At 34.6% G+C, this 20,416-nt stretch carries 19 protein-coding genes and 1 pseudogene; 16 read left to right on the top strand and 4 right to left on the bottom strand.

The annotated features are described in order from the left end of the window. Positions 1 to 83: 83 nt before the first annotated feature. A complete protein-coding gene (locus ABH966_RS16880) occupies positions 84 to 974 on the top strand; it encodes a LysR family transcriptional regulator (protein WP_370080487.1) in 891 nt (296 codons plus the stop codon). Positions 975 to 1,166: 192 nt separating this feature from the next. Here the strand turns inward: ABH966_RS16880 and ABH966_RS16875 are convergent, their stop codons facing one another. Next, positions 1,167 to 2,192 (bottom strand): S-layer homology domain-containing protein, encoded by a 1,026-nt coding sequence (locus ABH966_RS16875; RefSeq protein ID WP_370080351.1) that lies wholly within the window; start codon positions 2,190 to 2,192, stop codon positions 1,167 to 1,169. A 125-nt stretch (positions 2,193 to 2,317) separates the two neighbouring features. Here ABH966_RS16875 and ABH966_RS16870 point away from each other — a divergent pair, with 125 nt between their 5' ends. The 4 genes from ABH966_RS16870 to ABH966_RS16855 all read left to right on the top strand — a co-directional run bounded on the left by ABH966_RS16870 (position 2,318) and on the right by ABH966_RS16855 (position 6,400). Further along, complete coding sequence (locus ABH966_RS16870; RefSeq protein ID WP_370080349.1) at positions 2,318 to 3,265, top strand: bile acid:sodium symporter family protein; 948 nt, start codon at positions 2,318 to 2,320, stop codon at positions 3,263 to 3,265. Positions 3,266 to 3,640: 375 nt separating this feature from the next. Next, on the top strand, positions 3,641 to 3,796 hold the full coding sequence (locus tag ABH966_RS16865; RefSeq protein WP_370080347.1) for a hypothetical protein: 156 nt from the start codon (positions 3,641 to 3,643) through the stop codon (positions 3,794 to 3,796). A gap of 498 nt (positions 3,797 to 4,294) precedes the next feature. After that, a complete protein-coding gene (locus tag ABH966_RS16860) occupies positions 4,295 to 5,344 on the top strand; it encodes a P-loop NTPase family protein (protein WP_370080345.1) in 1,050 nt (349 codons plus the stop codon). A gap of 309 nt (positions 5,345 to 5,653) precedes the next feature. Next, a complete protein-coding gene (locus ABH966_RS16855) occupies positions 5,654 to 6,400 on the top strand; it encodes an MFS transporter (protein WP_370080343.1) in 747 nt (248 codons plus the stop codon). Between the two features lie 57 nt (positions 6,401 to 6,457). Here ABH966_RS16855 and ABH966_RS16850 read toward each other — a convergent pair whose 3' ends face one another. Both ABH966_RS16850 and ABH966_RS16845 read right to left on the bottom strand, forming a co-directional pair. Continuing rightward, the gene (locus ABH966_RS16850) at positions 6,458 to 6,955 is read right to left on the bottom strand and encodes a HAMP domain-containing protein (RefSeq protein ID WP_370080341.1); all 498 of its coding nucleotides are present in this window, start codon (positions 6,953 to 6,955) and stop codon (positions 6,458 to 6,460) included. 330 nt (positions 6,956 to 7,285) lie between these two features. Continuing rightward, on the bottom strand, positions 7,286 to 7,438 hold the full coding sequence (locus ABH966_RS16845) for a winged helix-turn-helix domain-containing protein (protein ID WP_370080485.1): 153 nt from the start codon (positions 7,436 to 7,438) through the stop codon (positions 7,286 to 7,288). Positions 7,439 to 8,455: 1,017 nt separating this feature from the next. Between ABH966_RS16845 and ABH966_RS16840 the strand changes: the two genes are divergently transcribed. The 6 genes from ABH966_RS16840 (at position 8,456) to ABH966_RS16815 (ending at position 15,314) form a co-directional block, all read left to right on the top strand. After that, a complete protein-coding gene (locus ABH966_RS16840) occupies positions 8,456 to 9,370 on the top strand; it encodes a metal ABC transporter solute-binding protein, Zn/Mn family (protein WP_370080339.1) in 915 nt (304 codons plus the stop codon). A gap of 9 nt (positions 9,371 to 9,379) precedes the next feature. After that, positions 9,380 to 10,108 (top strand): metal ABC transporter ATP-binding protein, encoded by a 729-nt coding sequence (locus ABH966_RS16835; RefSeq protein ID WP_370080337.1) that lies wholly within the window; start codon positions 9,380 to 9,382, stop codon positions 10,106 to 10,108. Positions 10,109 to 10,119: 11 nt separating this feature from the next. Further along, positions 10,120 to 10,992, top strand: coding sequence for a metal ABC transporter permease (locus ABH966_RS16830; protein ID WP_370080335.1), 873 nt, complete (start codon positions 10,120 to 10,122; stop codon positions 10,990 to 10,992). Continuing rightward, positions 10,989 to 11,858: a metal ABC transporter permease gene (locus ABH966_RS16825; RefSeq protein ID WP_370080333.1), complete on the top strand. Its 870-nt coding sequence runs from the start codon at positions 10,989 to 10,991 to the stop codon at positions 11,856 to 11,858. Before ABH966_RS16830 ends, ABH966_RS16825 begins: the two co-directional genes overlap by 4 nt. 624 nt (positions 11,859 to 12,482) lie before the next feature. Beyond that, positions 12,483 to 13,670, top strand: a complete 1,188-nt coding sequence (locus ABH966_RS16820) for an MFS transporter (RefSeq protein ID WP_370080331.1) — start codon at positions 12,483 to 12,485, stop codon at positions 13,668 to 13,670. Positions 13,671 to 14,045: 375 nt separating this feature from the next. Continuing rightward, complete coding sequence (locus tag ABH966_RS16815; RefSeq protein WP_370080329.1) at positions 14,046 to 15,314, top strand: MFS transporter; 1,269 nt, start codon at positions 14,046 to 14,048, stop codon at positions 15,312 to 15,314. Between the two features lie 567 nt (positions 15,315 to 15,881). Here ABH966_RS16815 and ABH966_RS16810 read toward each other — a convergent pair. Beyond that, positions 15,882 to 16,358: a GNAT family N-acetyltransferase gene (locus ABH966_RS16810; RefSeq protein WP_370080327.1), complete on the bottom strand. Its 477-nt coding sequence runs from the start codon at positions 16,356 to 16,358 to the stop codon at positions 15,882 to 15,884. Between the two features lie 152 nt (positions 16,359 to 16,510). Between ABH966_RS16810 and ABH966_RS16805 the strand changes: the two genes are divergently transcribed. From ABH966_RS16805 to ABH966_RS16785, 5 genes and pseudogenes are all read left to right on the top strand, one after another. Continuing rightward, entirely contained in the window at positions 16,511 to 16,945 is a 435-nt protein-coding gene (locus tag ABH966_RS16805; RefSeq protein ID WP_370080325.1) for a MarR family winged helix-turn-helix transcriptional regulator, read from the top strand. Positions 16,946 to 17,014: 69 nt separating this feature from the next. Beyond that, positions 17,015 to 17,191, top strand: a pseudogene (locus tag ABH966_RS16800) (MFS transporter); the annotation flags it as partial. Positions 17,192 to 17,676: 485 nt separating this feature from the next. Further along, a complete protein-coding gene (locus tag ABH966_RS16795) occupies positions 17,677 to 18,729 on the top strand; it encodes a Cfr family 23S rRNA (adenine(2503)-C(8))-methyltransferase (protein WP_370080323.1) in 1,053 nt (350 codons plus the stop codon). 81 nt (positions 18,730 to 18,810) lie between these two features. Then, entirely contained in the window at positions 18,811 to 19,452 is a 642-nt protein-coding gene (gene rplC, locus ABH966_RS16790; protein ID WP_370080321.1) for a 50S ribosomal protein L3, read from the top strand. Next, positions 19,452 to 20,081 carry a hypothetical protein gene (locus tag ABH966_RS16785; protein ID WP_370080319.1) on the top strand — a complete coding sequence of 210 codons (630 nt, stop codon included), beginning with the start codon at positions 19,452 to 19,454 and terminating at the stop codon, positions 20,079 to 20,081. Before rplC ends, ABH966_RS16785 begins: the two co-directional genes overlap by 1 nt. The last annotated feature ends 335 nt before the right edge of the window (positions 20,082 to 20,416 follow it).

The following is a 20,416-nucleotide window of genomic DNA, read 5'->3' as shown; positions in this document are numbered from 1 at the left end:
CAAGTGTAAACTTATATTTATTATCGATAAAGCAGAATCTTTCGATGAAATATATCGAAAAAAACGATTTAGAGGTGGGAAAGATGGATCTTAAACAACTGCAAACGTTTTTAACAGCTTCAGAAACGTTAAGTTTTACCCAGACTGCACAGCTACTAGGCTATGCTCAGTCGAGTATTACAGCACAAATTAAATCGCTTGAAGAAGAGCTTGGTGTAGTTCTTTTTGAGAGGCTTGGAAAACGCATTACCCTTACAGAGGAGGGCAAGCGATTACAACAGTATGCTCAAAAAATGTTAGATTTAAATATGGATATGAAAAAAGCTGTATTAAATGAAAAAGCACAAGCAGTGTTAAAAATAGGTGCACAGGAAAGTCAATGTGTGTACCGTCTGCCGAGTATTTTACAACAATTTCAGAAAGCCCATCCGCAAGTAAAAATCATTTTTAAGCCTGTCAATACAACCGAAATCGCCAAAGAATTATTGCAGTCAGGCAATCTAGATATCGCGTTTATTACAGATGCGTATAAGGAAACACCCATGTTACATCGTGAGCGACTTATTCGAGAGCAATTAGTATTTGTCAGTGCTTCTACTAGTAACAACGCGGAGAAAAAGGTATTTTCTGTACAGCAACTTTCAAATGAAACGATGCTTTTGGCGGAAAGCGGCTGCTCCTACCGTAATCAATTGGAAGTACAGCTTCAGCAGGAAGGTGCGCTACCAATACAAATGATTGAATTTGCAAGTATTGAAGCTATTAAGCAATGTGTGATGTCTGGTTTAGGTATTACATTCTTACCCAAAATGGTGGTGGAGAAGGAATTAGAAAACAATCGTTTAAAAGAACTGACTACATCCATGAATTTAGCTGATATTTTTACGGATATCGCTTGGCATAAGGATAAACACATATCTCCGTATCTCGCTGATTTTATAGAGATTGCCATGAAGATGTATAAGCAGTTTTAAAGGTATATTTTGTTGTACCAGACTTCGATTTAGAATCCATTTTGATTGATTTTTTAAAATAATTAAAAAAGTGCGAATGATTTTTTTATCCATTTCGCACTTTTTAGTTCTTTTCACTAAGAAAGAGTATTATTGTGATTTATAAAAGTACCTCAAGGGTGTTTCTTTATTTTCAGTTGGCCTATGGAAAACTCATTGTTTCTTTAAAGTGCCAGAAAAATTAGTTCCTTCATCATGCTCTGTACGACAATCTACCTCGGTAATTTTAAGCGCATTATTAAGGCGCTCAAATTCTAATACACAACGATTGCCATTTGAGGATTTGTTCATCACAGCCTTAGTGCTAGAATTAATCGTTGCTGTCCCGTCGACACTCCCTGTAGCTGTCCCATCATTGGCAGTAATAAATATAGTAAAGCTTTTGCTTGTTGCGTTTGAAATATAGACATCACGACGATTAAAATCAGTTGAGCCTGTACCCCATTTATAGTAATACGAATAGTTACCATCCCAAGCACTTTTAGAAGGTGTTATCAGCTGCATTGTTTGATCTAGCTGACTTTGACCATTTTTCGCTCGTGTATTTAAAGAAGCCTTACTCGTATTTTCATGAATGGCCTGTGCGTCCTCTGAAATTTCATAAAAATTTCTTTCATCCATACGGTGTAGCATTGTCACGACTTGAGCTCGTGTCATATTGTTAGATACGCCAAAAAATTTCTGTAAATTGCGGTTTTCATACTGGAAGTTTTGACCAGTGGAAATATAATAATCGATTAAAAACTTTATGGATTGATCTAATCCACTTTTACCATTAGCTAAATGTGTAATTGCCTGTGCCACAACACCTCGCTTCACACTAGCTGCGCGAATATTATTATCGAAATATCCGTTTAATGGAACACCGTAGCTCGCAAGACGATTATAATATTCGTCAGACCCGTTTGCAGCAGGGGTTTGTTTTTTTAACTCATCATAAGGTGATTCAAGCTCATAAAAATTAGCAAGTAGTTTTGCGAATTGTTGCTCTGTGATTGTTGCATTGGGCTTAAATGTACCATCTGGATAGCCATTAACGATATCATATTCCTCTGCCCACATGATGGCTTCATAGGCATAGTGATCTTCTGGCACATCTTTAAAGCCAGCAGCTTGTACAGTGTATCCAGTTGCCACAACAAGTAGGGGAAGCAATAAAGTGCACACTAATTTTTTCATTAGTCACAGTCATCCTTTCTTTCTAGTCATGTTAATAGTTTGAAGGATATGGATATAAACTGCAAATTTTTCTAGTTTATAAACTAAAGAAAACTATTCTTTTATGAAAGAAGGAATAAAAAGAGATGTTGAATAGTTTTAATAAATACCTTCAAAAATGGATGCCTATTTTAACACCGCTTAGCTTAGTGATTGGTGTGTTGTTTGAGAACGTAGGGCATCAGCTCTTATTTTTAGTGCCGTGGTTGTTTGCTTTTATGACATTTGCAGGTAGTTTAAGCATGAATTTTGAAGGAATAAAAAATCTTAAAAAATACCCAACAGCTATATTAATTGTTATTGCATTTTTACACCTACTCATGCCAATTTGGGCTTATTTTGTATCAAACATCATCTTTCAAGATCATCTACTAACAATTGGTTTTGTTATAGCAGTCGCTATACCAACAGGAGTAACTAGCTTTATTTGGGTTAGTATTTGTAGGGGGCATCTTACATTGTGTCTTGCAATTATTTTAATCGATACACTCATTTCGCCCGTTGTCATTCCTGCATTACTTCATATTGTTGTAGGGCAAACAATCGAAATTGATACAGTTGGTCTCATTCTAGATTTACTTTGGATGATTGTTGTGCCTTCTCTAATAGGTGTAGCGTTAAATGAGTTTACTAAAGGTGAAATTGAGCTGACACTAGATAAGAAATTAGCCCCTTTTTCAAAACTTAGCTTATTTAGTATTGTAATGATTAATAGTAGTGCAATTGCACCGTATATTAAAAATATTAATTTGGAGCTTGTTAGTGTTATTTTGGTCGTATTTCTACTTGCTGTATCAGGATATGCTTTTTGCTTAGTGTTAGGGCATATACTTTGGAAGGATAAAAGTATTGTTACGATGTTCGTTTTTACAGGAGGGATGCGTAATATTGCTGTAGGGGTTGTAGTAGCGACTACATACTTTCCTGCAAAGACGGTTATGCCTGTAGTGTTTGGTATGCTATTTCAGCAAGTTTTAGCCTCGTTTTTTAGCCGAGTAATGGAAAAGTATCAGCTGAAATATGCGGAAGGTTAAATATAGGTTAAATGCAAAAATATTCGTGATTGTTCGGGAAGAAGCGAGTATGTAAGAATTCAGTGCTGCTATCATCGACTGTTAGTAAAGCGTTGCATCATTTTGTAACAATTAATGATGGTGCTAAAAATTTTGATGCAAAATCATCAAGTGAAAATAAAAAAGCAGAAGGTTTCCATTATGCTACCTTCAGAATATGATGAAGATAAGCAATATCCATGTTATTTAAATGTAGGATGGGGGAGATATGTCATATCAAAAAATATAAATTCGAGAGTAAACACCAGCACTTTTTATACAAGAAATTTTAGTGTTTTATGCTTGTTGGAAGTATTTGAGTACTAATTATGTCACTTAAGAAAGAAGAGTGCATGAATGAAAGAGTTAGATGATCTAAAGCTAACGATTCTTCCGTTAATTATTTTGCTAATTCTTATACTTTTATGGAAACTGACCGAGTCTGTTGGTGCAGGGATGATGGTCATTATTTTCTGGATAGGCTGGCGTCGCCTTGTAAGAAAATTAAAATAAATTGAAAGCGAGATATCTTGCTAATTTTTCGTAGACCCAGTTTTGACGTGCCTCATAAATGCCTGATTTGCCTTAAAACTCCCATAAAGCTTTATGTAAAAACATAACGTTTATCTATTGTATGTAGCTTTGTAATTTTGATTAAATTAACAATATCAACTTTGATATAAGGACAAATTCAAAGAGCATGTTTTGAAAAAAGATTAATCAAAACATGCTCTTATTTTATGTGGCAAATAAAATTTATTATAAAAAGTTTGATTATTTTTGATACGCTTGTTGCACTAAAGCCCCTGTTAGTTAATGAAAAATTAAAACAATTTTTATGTGTTCATACAACTTAATCGTTCATTCAATGCACCTCTTCCTTGAGTTTGAATAGCCTTGTATATTATTTACTCTCTAAAGTAATTAAAATTATTTTAAAGAGTAAATTTTTATTGCGTTATAACTCCATTTAATTTACTATATAGAGTAAAGGAGGGGAATTGTGGAAAAATGGATGACTTGAGATTAAACGTAAGCTTATTACGCAGGAAAGTACCGAATTTAACAAGTGCAGCCCGGCAAGTTGGCTTGCGATCAGCAACCGTTTCTAACCTATGCACGGGAAAAATACCTGTTGGTAGAGCCGAGGTTCGGACTTTAGTTGCACTTGCATCATTAGCCGATTGCAGCTTGGATAATCTGATTATCAGAGGGGAGAAAATCGAAATGATAGAAACTAAAATCAAAACTTTAGATTTATTTGCTCCTTTAGCAAAAGGAGGTACTGTCGGATTGGTTGCACGCCCTGGAATGGGGCAGCTCGTTGTATTAGCAGAATTACTCTATCGATTTAAAAATGAAGCATATAAAACAATCCTTTTAATGCCTGAAGGTGAACATCAAGGATTAAATGACCTTGTTGAAAATGTAGAAATCATTACAAACACCATTGAAGACACGTATGAGAGTATTGCGAATATTGGTGGAGACAAGGATATTATGTTCGTTGCAGACAGAACCCATGTTATAACAGGAGGAATCCAACAACTGCAGGAGAATCTCCAAGGGATTGGAATTCATTCTGTTACAACTTTCCTTGTAGATTTAACAGGTGAAGTTGTTGATGAAGATTTACCTTATGGACCACTTGAAACCTTTTGGCAGTTTGATGCTGATCTTGCTGCAAGACACCGCTATCCAGCTGTTAATCCTCTTAGTTCAACATCAACTGTTCTCGAAGGAGCACATTTAGATCAGGAACATTTCACAATTCAACAAAAAGCCCTAAAACTTCTTCGCCGTTATCGGGAACTACGTTCATTAGTGAATGCTAGTGGGATTGAACGGATTCCGGCCTCTGAGTTACAAACATATCAAAGAGGAGAGAGACTTGAAGCATATCTAACTCAGCCTTTTTATACTGCTGAGCCCTTTACAAATAAACCGGGCCAATCTGTCAGCCTTAAGGATACTTTGAATGATGTACAAGAAATTATGAACGGTGCTTTAGATTCTAGAGATGCATCAGAATTAGTGTTTATTGGGAGTCTACAATCCTAGAATAGGGTAAGAGGTCTTTTCTATTGTTTTGAAAGTTTCTTCTTCGACTAACCTAACCTGTAAGTTTAAGTGCATTTCTTTATAAACAATCAATCTTTTTATAAAAGCTACACGGACATCGTTTGATAATGGAATCAAACGATGTTTTTTATCGCTTTCCTGATGTGATCGATAAGGCGATATTACATAATTAAAGAACTAAATATATTCAAGACATACATATAATTAAATTATTGTAAAATGACTATGTGTTAATATTTGTAATTTTGTTACGATTTATTAATTAATGATACAACAAGGAGATACAGCATGTGGCGTAATCGGAATGTATGGATAATTTTATTAGGTGAATTTGTTGTAGGTCTTGGTTTGTGGGCTGGCATTATAGGGAATCTAGCTTTTATGCAAAAAGTCGTTCCGTCTGACTTTCAGAAATCATTAATTATTTCTAGTGGTATATTGGCGGGTTTAGTTGTAGGTCCGTTGGCTGGGCGTATTATTGACAAGTCGATGAAAAAAACAGTTATACAGCGGGCTAGTGTAGGGCGAATTATAAGTGTTTTATTTATGTTTATGGCACTTTATACAAATTCGGTTATTTGGATGATTCTTTTTTTAATTACGTTGCAAATAGCAGCCGCTTTTTATATGCCTGCTCTACAATCTATTATTCCAATGATCGTTAAGGATAAGGATTTAATTACATTAAATGCTTGGCAAATGAATGCTCGAACGATTTCAAGGATTATTGGTACTGCTGCAGCGGGATTCATGCTAAGTTTCTTTGAGCTGAAATGGTTGTACATCATTTCATTTATTGTCTATATAATGATGTTTGTTATTACGAACTCCCTACAATTAGATGAAACGGCAAATCAATCGTCGGCAACTAAAGAAAATGGCGACTTTAAAGAAGTGTTACCGATGGTGAGGGAGCACCCTGTTGTTTTAATGACACTTGTCTTAATGTTAATTCCAACATTATTTTTAGGTTCCTTTAATTTAGTTATTATGAAAATTTCTGAGATTCATCATTCAACGACAATATCAGGATAAAGTTTGTTTTATTAGAATCGTTTTCTTCTGTTTTGGCGAAATAAAGCATATCTGTAATTATTTTTTCATTCTATCAACTTGTTTGTTAATGGTTGCAAGATAAGTTCCATCATCCATATCATCTTCAATTCCACTGGAATATACTCTAACTAATGCTAAGGGAGTTTTAAGCTCATGTGTTAAACCTATCATAAATTGCTTTAAGTCAATGTTCCGTCTAGATAGATCCTGCTGCGCTTTTTCTAGTGCTTTACTCATCTTATTAATACTTTTTGCAAGATCCTCGATTTCATCTCCTGTCAGAATTTTAGCCTGTTTAAAATCCAACTCGCCAATTTCTTTTACAACTTTTTTGAGTTCATTTAACGGTCTTGTTAGTTTTCGAGATAGAAAGGTAGTAATAACAATAATTACCAAGACGCTGACTATCAAAAAGAATATGTTAAAACGATTAATAAAATAAGCTATATCAATAAAATTAGCCATAGAGGCTCCAATCATAATTAGCGATAAAACTGGACTTTTGTTTTCCTTAATTATAAACCTTGCCGACAATCTTATCCTCATCAACTTTTTGTAGTACTTTTTCGGAAACCCAAATATATTAAGTGCAATATGTTCTCTTGCAAGTTGCTGTTTTAAATTTTCATTTAGGACATTAATATTATCTTCTAGTGATATTAAGAATAGTTACATCAAATTGATGCTCGACCAAACTCTTATCTTCAAATTCCTTTTACGCTGAAAAAGCATTCGTTACTTTTTGGTTCAATTGATGAAGATAATATTTTGGTAGAAAAAATTGACATACCGCAAGTGAGATGCTAAATGTGATGATAACAACAAGAGTTGTATAAATAGTTAATTTTGTTCCAATTTTCCGTTTCATTCCCTTGTGCTATATCCAACACCATGATGCGTTTGGATAATATCCTCTCCAATTTTTTCACGTAGACGCCGAATATGTGTATCTACCGTTCGTGGATCACCCTCATAGTCTATTCCCCATACTAAATGTAGTTGATCTCGCGATAATATTTGTCTTCTATTTAGGCTAAATATACGTAAAAGCTAGTATTCGTCTTTGTTAAAATCAATTCTTTTCCGGATTTCCAAACACGTTTGCCTGAAATATCAATTGAAATATCGTATATTCGTTGAATGGATTCCAGTTGCAACAATTTTTTCGCCCTCATTAATAAAACTTTTGGAAAAAATGGATTATTTACATAATCATCAGCACCATCAGATAGGGCAATAAATTCATCTTCTCCTGTATCTCTAGGTCTATAAAAATGAATGTTGTTAATGTGCGATTTTTGTACTGCTGTAGAAGGGTTAAAAAGCTAATTCGATAGATTGGAGTAAGGATTGATAGTTACTTTACCATATTTAGCCGATTTCAACTCAAGTGTTACACAATAATGAAAGAAATATAAAGAGGCTGGAACTTAAGTGTTTTCAAAATTTAAAGCGCGAAAAATCAATGTCTAAAATTGATTTCTCGCATTTTTTTAATGTTTTGAGCAGTTATATATCAACCTCGTCGTTTTTGTGCTAGGCAAAAGTAAAAAATGTGTAAATTTTTTAGAAGAAAAAACCTTCTTTCGAGAAATTTTTGTAAAGGGGTTGATTTTTTTTCGTATTGGGCATATATTTTTCTTTAAGGAAACAAAATATCATTCAGGAAATAAAAATGTGTGAATGAAAGAATCGGATAATTTGAAACTGACGATTTTTTCGTGAGATATTTCATTAATTTTCGCATTTTATGGAAAATAACCGAGTCTGTCGAAGCGGGAATGATGACAATTGTTTTCTGAATAAGCTGGCGCCAGTTTGTAAAGAAAATCAGATAAAATAGGCTATTGGTGATATGAACTAGATGTTGACAGCATTCGATTTGGTGGGTATAGCAAACAATTGACCTTCTGAAAAAAGTGATAACAGGAAGTAGCGCGTTATTGCCCGTAAAAGATGTCTAGTTGTCAGAATGATCTTATCAACTACGGATTATGCCTAAAATATAAAGAGAAAGAAGAGGTATTGAAATTCATGAAACGCTTTTTAGGAGTACTTGTTTTATCATTTTCACTATTGCTATTTGGTTGTTCTACTGAAATAGAGGGTGAAAAGAAAGGAGTTGTGGTTGCAACAACTGGTCAAATTGCAGATGCAATTAAAGAAATTAGCGGCGATCATTTAAAGGTAACAGCTTTGATGGGACCAGGGGTAGATCCCCATTTATACAAAGCTACACAAAGTGATTTGTCAAAATTAGATAAAGCAGAAGTTATTTTTTATAACGGATTACATCTAGAGGGGCAAATGCTTGATATTTTTGAGCAAATGTCAAAAAACAAAACTGTGCTCGCTGTTGGTGAAAAATTAAATAAGAAGGATCTACTTGTTAGTGATGATGAAACTTTGATACATGATCCACATATTTGGTTTGATATTGAACTTTGGAAAGGAGTCGTACAGGCAATCGGAGACCAACTTCAGGAAGAATATCCGCAATATAAAGAGGATTTTGAAAAAAATGAGGAAGCTTATTTGAAAAAGCTTGATGAATTACAAACATATGCAAAGGATCGAGTAAACGAAATCCCAGAAAAGCAGCGTATATTAGTAACAGCCCATGACGCGTTTAATTATTTTGGTAGAAGTCAAGGATTTGAAGTGCGTGGCTTACAGGGGCTAAGTACAGATTCAGAATATGGTGTGAAAGATGTGCAAGAAATGGTGGACTTTTTAGTGGTAAACAAAATTAAAGCCATTTTTATTGAATCAAGTGTCTCCGATAAAGCAATGAAAGCTGTTATTGAAGGTGCAAAAGAAAAAGGTCATGACATTGTGATTGGTGGAGAATTGTTCTCGGATGCTATGGGTGCTGAGGGAACAAAAGAAGGTACATATATCGGTATGTATCAACATAACATCGATACAATCGTCGATTCATTGAAGTAGGTGAAAAATATGAATGCATTAACAGTTGAAAATTTATCAGTCGCATATGATAAGAAAATAGTATTAGAAAATGCCTGTGTTTCAGTTCCTACGGGACATCTCTCAGCCATTATAGGTCCAAATGGAGCGGGGAAATCTACATTTTTAAAGGCCATCTTAAATCAACTACCAAATAAGGTAGGAAGAGTTGAAATTCTTGGGAAAATTTTTGAACCAAAAAGCTTAGTAGTTGGGTATGTTCCTCAGCGCAATGCTGTAGATTGGGATTTTCCAACTAATGCTCTTGATATTGTACTAATGGGACGTTACGGACATACTGGATTATTTAAAAGACCAACTAAGAAGGATAAAACTTTAGCACAACAGGCTCTTGCTAGTGTAGGCATGCAGGATTTCGCTGACCGTTCTATCGGTCAACTTTCTGGCGGACAACAGCAACGGGTGTTCTTAGCAAGAGCGCTATCCCAAAATGCAGATATTTATTTCTTAGATGAACCATTTGCAGGGGTAGATGCTGCTACAGAAAAAACGATAATCGATATTTTAAAAGATTTAAAAGCTCAAGGCAAAAGTATTTTTGTCGTACATCATGATTTACAAACAGTAAAAGAATACTTTGATTATACAATTCTTTTAAATAAAACAATTTTAGCATCAGGAGCAACAGAAGATGTTTTTACACCGGAGCAATTACAAAAAACTTATGGTGGTAAACTGTTCATGCTACAAAATGTATAAGGAGGGAGAATATGTTAAGTGGTAACTTACTTTGGGTACTAATCGGTACGATGTTACTTGGAATAGCTGCAGGTATAACTGGGACCTTCTCCTTCCTCCAAAAGCAAAGTTTGGTAGGCGATGCGGCGGCACATGCTGCACTGCCAGGAATCGCACTTGCCTTTCTATTAACAGGGCAAAAAGAATTACCTATATTAATGCTTGGAGCTGGCATTACATCTGCTTTGTCTGTGTATTGTATACAATGGATTGTTTCTTTTTCGAAGTTGAAAGCAGATGCAGCGATTGGGTTGGTTTTAACTGTATTTTTTGGGATTGGCGTTGTATTTTTAACAGTTGTCAATCGAAGTCCATTAGGCAATCAAAGTGGTCTAAATAATTTTATTTTTGGGAAAGCAGCGACGATGACAAAAGCTGATTTAATGTGGTTACTTTTAAGTGCAACCATAATTATTGTGGTCAGCCTGCTTCTTTATAAAGAATGGAAGCTCCTTATCTTTGACCCTGTTTATGCCAAGGGAATTGGCTTACCGATTGAAGCTTTAAAAGCTACCCTAACTGTTTTAATTGTCATGACTATTGTCACAGGCATACAGGCAGTGGGTGTAATTTTAATGTCGGCATTATTAATCATTCCAGCCGCTAGTGCTAAATTATGGACAAGAAAGCTGAGCTCAATGCTTGTACTTAGTGCAGCAATTGGTGGAGTGTCAGGTATTACTGGAACCTTTATTAGCTCAATACGAACAGGATTATCGACAGGTCCTATTATTGTATTAGTAGCAGCTGCCATTTTCTTTATTTCCTATTTCATTAGTCCAGCTGGGCAATTTAATAAATATCGTAGGAAAATGCAGTTTCGAAAGCAAGGTGAGTTAGGTTGATTGAATTTTGGGTTGTTTTTACCGGCATATTAGTCGGAATTACATGCGGGATTGCAGGTGTCTTTCTAATTTTACGAAAAATGTCGATGATAGCAGATGCGATTAGTCATACAGTATTGTTTGGCATCGTCATGGCTTATATTATTACTCAAACATTAAATGGCTTTTGGATGTTAATTGGGGCAGCATTCGCAGGAATTCTGACGGCCTACCTTGTGCAATTACTAAATTCCTCTGGCATTCAGGAGGACGCTGCCATTGGTGTTGTCTTTACGTCCTTGTTTGCTGCAGGTGTTCTACTCATCACATTATTTGCTGGTAATGTACATTTAGATGTTGAGCATGTATTAATGGGTGAAATTGCATTTGTACCTTGGGATAGATGGACATTACTGTCAATCACAATGCCAAAGGCCGTATGGATGCTATTGTTTGTACTGATAGTTAACATTGGGTTCCTTCTATTATTCTTTAAGGAAATGAAGTTAACTACCTTTGACCCAGTTTATGCTGCTTCCATCGGTTTACCAGTAATTTTTCTACATTATGGCTTTATGACAACCATTTCCTTTACAACCGTTTCTGCATTTGATAGTGTCGGCGCGATTTTAGTTGTCGCTATGTTAATAGGACCAGCTGCCACCTCCTATTTAATAAGCAAAACGATTAAACAAATGTTTATGTATAGTATGCTATTTGGGGCTGCAGCATCGGTAATAGGCTATTATTTAGCGAAGCTTTGGGATACGTCCATTGCAGGGATGATGGCAACAACCGTGGGTTTAATATTTATCATTGTATTAGTAGGTCAAAAAATCGCCGAGCGCCGAAGAAAATCGCTCGTTAGTCAATTAGAAGCTATGTAAAGATGAAACATCGTTTGATCATGTATCAAATGATGTCAGCTTGTCGACAAAAGAATAAATATAAATTAGTGTGTATCAATAAATAGTTGATTTTCACTCCGAGTGACGCTTTCCACGGGCTTGGCTTCAATCTCCACATCAACAGTAAGAGTCGACAAGCTGAAACCAAAATAATATGATGGCTATGCTTTACACTATATAAAAAACTAGCCTTACCACATAAACTTCAGGAGGAAAATGTGACAGTATCGACGCTCCTCACAGAATGCTAAATGGTAGGTTTGCTTATTAAAATTATCATAAAGTTTTATACAAAAAAAGTAACGTTTATCTACAGTCTGACATCGTTTGATAATAGAATCAAACGATGTTTTTTGTCATTTGCCTGTTGATTATTTCAAACTTTTGCCTGATTTTTACTTTCTATAAAAATAGTATACTGTTTAAAGCAATTCGAAAAGGCAAGAAAACATAATGAAAGGTCTAAACGGAATACATATTTATAGAGTAGAAAATATTTTTTAACATTCATAAAAATACAATTATTGTAAAACGCCTCTGTGCGAATATTTGTAATTTTATTACTATGTAATGATTACTAAATGAAACAACAAGGAGATACGCATGTGGCATAATCGGAATGTATGGATAATTTTATTAGGTGAATTTGTTGTAGGTCTTGGCTTGTGGGCTGGGATTATAGGGAATCTTGCTTTTATGCAGGAGGTCGTTCCGTCTGACTTTCACAAATCATTAATTATTTCTAGCGGTATATTGGCGGGTTTAGTTGTAGGTCCGTTGGCTGGGCGTATTATTGACAAGTCGATGAAAAAAACAGTTGTACAGTGGGCTAGTGTAGGGCGAATTATAAGTGTTTTATTTATGTTTATGGCACTTTATACAAATTCGGTTATTTGGATGATTCTTTTTTTAATTACGTTGCAAATAGCAGCCGCCTTTTATATGCCTGCTCTACAATCTATTATTCCAATGATCGTTAAGGATAAGGATTTAATTACATTAAATGCTTGGCAAATGAATGCTCGAACGATTTCAAGGATTATAGGTACTGCTGCAGCGGGATTCATGCTAAGTTTCTTTGAGCTGAAATGGTTGTACATCATTTCATTTATTGTCTATATAATGATGTTTGTTATTACGAACTTCCTACAATTAGATGAAACGGCAAATCAATCGTCGGCAACTAAAGAAAATGGCGACTTTAAAGAAGTGTTACCGATGGTGAGGGAGCACCCTGTTGTTTTAATGACACTTGTCTTAATGTTAATTCCAACATTATTTTTAGGTTCCTTTAATTTAGTTATTATGAAAATTTCTGAGATTCATCATTCAACGACAATATCAGGATTATTATATACAGTTGAGGGCATAGGTTTTATGCTAGGTGCAGCTGGTTTGAAATTTATTACAGAACGGCTGAACACTGGAACACTACTTTTTATATTAGCATTTATCATCGGTTCGATGGAGCTAATGCTAATATTCTCGGATATTAAAATTTTGGCATTAGTGGCTTTTGGAGTTTTTGGTTTTTCAGTAGGCTGTTTTTTCCCAACGACAATGGTGATTTTTCAAAAGCAAGTGCCAAAAGATTTTCATGGGCGATTTTTCTCATTTCGTAATATGATTGATTCTGTCATCTTTCAGGTCGTCTTATTATCAACAGGCATGATGCTGGATTTAGTTGGTTTAAGTGGATTGGGGCTTGTTTTTGGAATTATTAGCTTAAGTTTAACTATCACTTTTTTACTTTATTCAAAGAAAAAGAATGTTGTTATGCATGCTCATTAAATATAACCAGAAAAAGAACTGTCAAATCTGTAAGCGGTTTTTGACAGTTCTTATTTCTTAGTTAAGTCTACATTTTTATTGATTTTCCGAACGGGAATGCCCAATCCATCAGGTGTGGGATGAGCGTGAGCTTGGATAGGGAGTGCCACTAAAACCAGAAAGATTTGTGGTGCATCTAGTATCCGAAAATCCCACTCTTTTTTGTATGTATATTGTGGTTTATAAAAAAACTGATACATTGTGTAGGTGAACGAATATAGAAGAACAGACACAACCGTATGATTATTTACTATCATTTCGTTATTTGTCCCCGGTACAGAAGAAAGATTTTTCTTCGTGCAGATGTAGGGGAAAGTAGAAAGAAGGTGTTGAAAGATGCTTGGAAAAGCACAAGAAGTGACAGACAGTTATATTGATTCACCTGAAAAGCTAAAGGGCTTATATAAGCGAGTGCTAATCGTAGTTAGTCTCTCACAAGTTTTTGGTGGGGCAGGGCTAGCAGCAGGTATTACGGTAGGGGCACTTTTAGCTCAACAAATGCTGGGAACGGATGCTTATGCAGGAGTACCATCCGCTTTATTTACTTTAGGATCGGCAGGTGCGGCTTTAGTTGTAGGGAAATTATCACAACGTTATGGGCGTCGCACAGGTTTATCAACAGGTTTTATTGTTGGAGGACTCGGTGCAATTGGTGTAGTAATTGCCGCCATGATGAATAGTGTTATTTTATTATTCGCTTCTCTAGTAATCTACGGTGCAGGGACTGCAACAAATCTACAGGCTCGCTATGCAGGGACAGATTTAGCCAATAATAAACAACGAGCAACGGCTATCAGTACAACAATGATGATGACAACGTTCGGTGCTGTGGCAGGGCCAAATTTAGTAGATTTTATGGGGAAATTTGCTGTATCCATTGGTGTTCCGGCGCTTGCAGGTCCATTTATCTTATCTGCAACAGCATTTATTTTAGCGGGTCTTGTCCTTTTTGTTATGTTGCGTCCTGATCCGTTAGAAATAGCAAAAATGATAGAAGCGAACAAACGAGAGAATGAATATGGAAATAAGATGGAATCCCTTAGTGAAAAAGCTATCAATAAAAGAGGTCTTACAGTTGGTGCAACGGTTATGGTTCTTACTCAGATCGTAATGGTTGCTATCATGACGATGACACCAGTACATATGAAACATCATGGTCATGGTTTATCGGAAGTAGGAATTGTTATAGGATTTCATGTTGGTTCCATGTATCTTCCGTCGCTCGTAACAGGTATTCTTGTTGATAAAATTGGACGAACAGCCATGAGTATAGCTTCGGGAGTGACGTTGTTATGTGCAGGTTTAATAGCAGCATTCGCACCGAGCGATTCTATGGTTCTTTTAATCGTAGCTCTTTCTTTACTTGGATTGGGCTGGAACTTTGGTTTAATTAGTGGTACTGCTCAAATTGTTGATTCGACAGAGCCTTCCACTCGTGCGAAGACGCAAGGAAAAATTGATGTTTTAGTTGCATTAGCAGGAGCTTCAGGTGGTGCTCTTTCGGGGATGGTAGTGGCTAATGCGAGTTATGCGACATTATCTTTAGCTGGAGGTCTATTATCTTTAATCCTTATTCCAGTTGTCATTTGGTCAAGAAAAGCTTGAGATAAATTATTGATACTAAAATTTTTAATGGTTATTAAAATAGTTTCTAAGTAACCAATGTAATCTTTTTTTTAACATGCAGTAAAATCAAGAATTTAGTGTGAACTTAAATAAAATTTTATTAAAAAATAACTTAATTTAAGGTTCTTTTGTTGGCATTCGGTACTCCGAAATGTAAATCAAAAGAACCTTTTCCTCTTAATAAAAGCAAATAACTATGTAATTAGCTATTTGTTTTATAATCTGCTTCTGTTTGATTACATGCCTTAATTACCTCATTAAAGGCTGCTATAATTTTCTCAATTGTATATCTCGCTTCGAGTAATTCATTAGTTGTTTGTTCTAATTTATTTTGTAGTAAGGCTCTTACCTTTTTGATTAAAACTAAATAACTTTATTAATTCGAATCAAAAGATGGAATGAGTTATAAAACAGTAGCGAAAGAATTAAAAGTTGATTCAATGGTAAGACGTTGGGTTTCAGATAAGAAACTACTAAAGTGCCGCAGTAGAGAATTCTAATATGCGATAAAAATTCCTCAAATAGCCGTTTTTAATGGACTTCTGGTTAATTCAAATCTTTTAAATACCAGGCATTCATAGTAGAATGTTCAGAACCTGAGAGTGGCTCATGTAAAAGTGTAAATCCAAATTTTTTATATACCATACATGCAGTTTTTAATTGATGCATTGTTTCTAAGTAGCACTGTGCATAATGTTTAGATGCAAATGACAAAGCTGTTTCCATTAGCATCTTTCCAAATCCTAAACCTTGTGTTTTTGTACTTAAGTATAGCTTTTGCAATTCACAAACTTTATCATGTTCGTTAAGAGGTGCTATACCAATTCCACCAACTACCTCTCCTTCCATTTCTACTACCCAATAGTTTGCATGTTTTAAATTATTATAATATTGGTGAAGGTCGTTAAGTTGAGGGTCAAAATAAGCTGTCCCAGGAATCGCTAATCCAAGTGATTTTAGTGAATCTTGTATTATTTCCTTTACCTTTGCATTGTCTTCTTTTCTAATTTTTCGAATAATCATATTATATAATCTCCTTTAATTCGGTAATAATAAAGATAAGATTGCGAAAGATTTTTTGAAAATGGCATCCCTAAAACATGGACAAAGTCCACATTTTAAGGATATAGTTATATTAATGTTAAAAGTGGACAAAGTCAACTAAAGGAGAATATATGGATAAAGAGATTATTTACGATATCAGACAATTCAATAGATTTTACACAAAGGTACTTGGTTTATTTAATAACCAAATTCTTGATACAGATTATTCACTGACTGAAGCACGAATACTATTTGAAATAAGCGAGAGAACTGAGTGTATTGCGAATATTCTCGTGCAAGAACTTAATATTGATAGAAGCTATATGAGCAGAATTTTACGTAAGTTAGAGAAGGAAGAATTAATAGAGAAAAAAAGCTCAACGATTGACAGTAGAAAAAACCTTCTATTATTGACAAAAAAGGGAGAAGAATTGCTAGAGAAAATTAATATTCAGTCAGATCAACAAATAATTCAATTGTTTAGTGGACTAACGGATAGTGAAATTAATGTAATTCGTAACTCGATGATGGTAATAAAAGAAAAATTTCATAAAAATAGATTTTAAAAGTGTTTAAATATTCAACGGATTTTGGAAGAGATGTTTAACTATTCGTATTCGTTTTTTAAAATTGAAACAAGTACTGCTCAAAAAGTCGATTCAACTGGGCCTTCCTCTCGCGCAAAAACAAAAGGTAAAATAGATGTTTTAGTTGCACTAGCAGGGGCTTCAGGCAGTGCTATATCAGGCATGGTAGTGGCTAATGTAAGTTATGCTACATTATCATTAGCTGGGTGTCAAAGTAACCAATGAGTTGCAAGAGCTTAAGATACAGCCTCCATTTTTGGCTGCTGTATCTTAAGCTATCGTGCAGATTAGTTAATACTTTAACGTCAAGCATTTGTTTATGTTTTAAACTTTACATATGGGAATCTTTATGATATGGTACTTATTACTAATATTGACAAGAAAGAGGTGAAAGCAATGATAACAGTTTTTAGAATTTTGTATGGTAAAAATGCAAAAATTGGAAATGGTTTGGCGTACAAAGGGAGTAGTCTGTCCTTTTTTAAGCCAAATAACCATACAAAAACAGTTATCGGAGCTTTTTCTCTACGGCAAATAAACTCTAATTCAATGACATAATGTCCTTGTTTATTTGTGCGTGATTTTATTTAAGCATAACACCGATAATTGTGTCGGTGTTTTTTTTGTGCCTAATTTTTATAAAAAGGTTAGATGATAACTCCCTTCTATTTACTCAAACAAACCAGAGTTTTATGGAAGGATGAGAAAACATGCAACAAAAAAACAAGTATATAAGAATTCAAGAGTTCTTGATGCAGAATAAATTTCCTAATTTTAGAATGAATCAAATCTCAAATGCTATATTCCAAGGGAGAATAAATAATTTCAATGACATAACGGTTCTTCCTAAATCCCTAAGAAAAATGTTAATTAAGGAGTTTGGAGAATCGATTTTAAATATTGCTGCTTTAAAGGCACAACATTCTGAACAAGTTATAAAAGTCTTATTTGGAATTTCAGGAGACGAAAAAATAGAAACGGTAAATATGAAATATAAAGCTGGTTGGGAGTCATTTTGTATATCCTCGCAGTGCGGTTGCAATTTTGGTTGTAAATTTTGTGCAACAGGAGATATAGGTTTAAAACGCAACTTAACGTCAGATGAAATTACTGATCAAATTTTGTACTTTCACTTAAAAGGACATTCAATTGATAGTATTTCTTTTATGGGAATGGGAGAAGCATTAGCTAATGTGCAAGTTTTTGATGCTTTAAATGTACTTACAAATCCGGAGTTATTTGCTTTAAGTCCTCGCAGGTTATCTATTTCGACTATAGGCATTATTCCGGGCATAAAAAAAATGACTGAAAACTATCCGCAGGTCAACCTGACGTTTTCATTACATTCTCCTTTTAATGAACAACGTAGCAAGTTAATGCCAATTAATGAACGCTACCCATTATTGGATGTAATGGACACATTAGATGAGCATATACGTGTGACCTCAAGAAAAGTTTATATTGCTTATATTATGTTGCCTGGAGTTAATGATTCTATTGACCATGCGAAAAAAGTAGTAAGCCTTTTAAGAGGTAGATATAAGAGAGGGAACTTGTTTCATGTAAACATCATAAGATATAACCCTACTGTTAGTTCACCTATGAGGTTTGAAGAAGTAAATGAGAATCAAGTTGTAAACTTCTATAAAGAATTAAAGTCAGCAGGAATTAACGTTACCATTAGAAGCCAATTTGGTATTGATATAGATGCTGCTTGCGGGCAGTTGTATGGAAACTATCAAAAAACAATAACCAATAAATAAGGGTGAGAGTAATGTTTAGAACGTGGGAAGTACCCTAATAATTTATTACTAACAATAAATTAAATTATTAGGAGGATATTTATGATAAAAGGAATCTTAGGGAGAAAAATAGGCATGTCTCAAGTGTTTAGTGATAGTGGAAATCCCATAGTTGTGACGGTTGTCGAAGTGGAAGAGAATGTGGTGTTACAGAAGAAAACCTTGGAAAATGACGGATACGATGCAATCCAAATTGGATTTTCTGATAAAAAGAATCCAATCAAAGCGGAAATTGGAAGAAGTCAAAAGGCAAATACCGTTCCTAAAAGATATGTTAAAGAAATTCGTGGAGCATCATTAGATGTTGGAAAACGTATTAGTGCAGATATATTCCAAGAAGGCGACATAGTAGATGTTACTGGTATATCTAAAGGAAAAGGATTTCAAGGTGTCATTAAAAGACATAGATTAAGTGGCGGTCCTGCATCTCACGGTTCAAGATTCCATCGAGCTCCTGGTTCCATCGGTGTAATCGCCAAAAATGATGGCATGAAAGTATTCAAAGGAAAGAAAATGCCCGGACGTATGGGTGGAAAACAGACCACTATTCAAAATCTTACAATCATAAAGGTTGATAGTGAACGCAACCTATTGTTAATTAAAGGAAATATCCCTGGAGCTAAAAAGTCGTTTGTAAAAATAGAAACTGCAATTAAAAAATTGACTGAAAATGGTGATGATTAGTGATAAACAAACAAAATAATTCCAGCCAAAGTATAAGTAGAGAGGATGTAGTTATTACGGATTTTTTGATGTTGACTGACAATGAAAAAATCCAACTACCATTCATCGTGGCAAGAGTTAACGATTATGAAATAAATTTAAACTATTTAAATATTGAGCTGATTAACGACATGAAGTTGGGTATCATACCTTCTGAAATGTCTTCATCAGACCTTCTTGAGTGTTATTATTGTGCTCTTGAATCAGTCATTGAACATGAGCTTATTGTACAAAAAATGAATGAGGATAGAAGCATTTCCGGATGGAAACCTGATAAAGAACAAATTACTGATTGTATGCAAGAATTATTTGACGAGTTTGGAATTGATGAATCAGAAGATTACTCTAAACTGGAGATTGAACAATTAGTATTGCAAGAATTGCGTATGCAACGATTTATTGATAATCAGTTGGGAGACAACAGTGTATCCAAGGAAGAAATTGAACATGAATACCAAAAATCACCTGAAAACGGAGATATGCAAAAGGAATACATTCGTGTCATCCTTGAATATGAAAAGCGTGAAGAGAAATATAAAGCCTTTGTTCTCGAATTGAAAAAAGCAGCGTCAATTGAAGCTTTTTTATAATTTCACTTTTCTATAATGAGTATACGTCCTAAACCTTAATTACATTCTAATGAAGTAGAGACGGGAAGGATATACCAAAGCTCTGATCATTTTGTTAGATTAGGTTTGTATAAGAATATTTTGTATAAATCTTATTTTAAACCAACAAATACTAACTCAATAGATTGGAATAAGGATTGATAACTACTTTACCTCTTTAGACGATTTCAAATCAAGCGTTATACAATAAGAGAAAGATTGAAGAGGCTGGGACATAACTAGCTTCAATTAGTGAGAAATCCGAATTTGAATGAATTCAAATTCGGATTTCTCTATTTTTTATGTTGTCTCCATAT

This window comes from Lysinibacillus sp. RC46, assembly GCF_041262385.1.
Taxonomy (GTDB): Bacteria; Bacillota; Bacilli; order Bacillales_A; family Planococcaceae; genus Lysinibacillus.
This window is presented reverse-complemented; position numbering and strand designations above follow the sequence as displayed.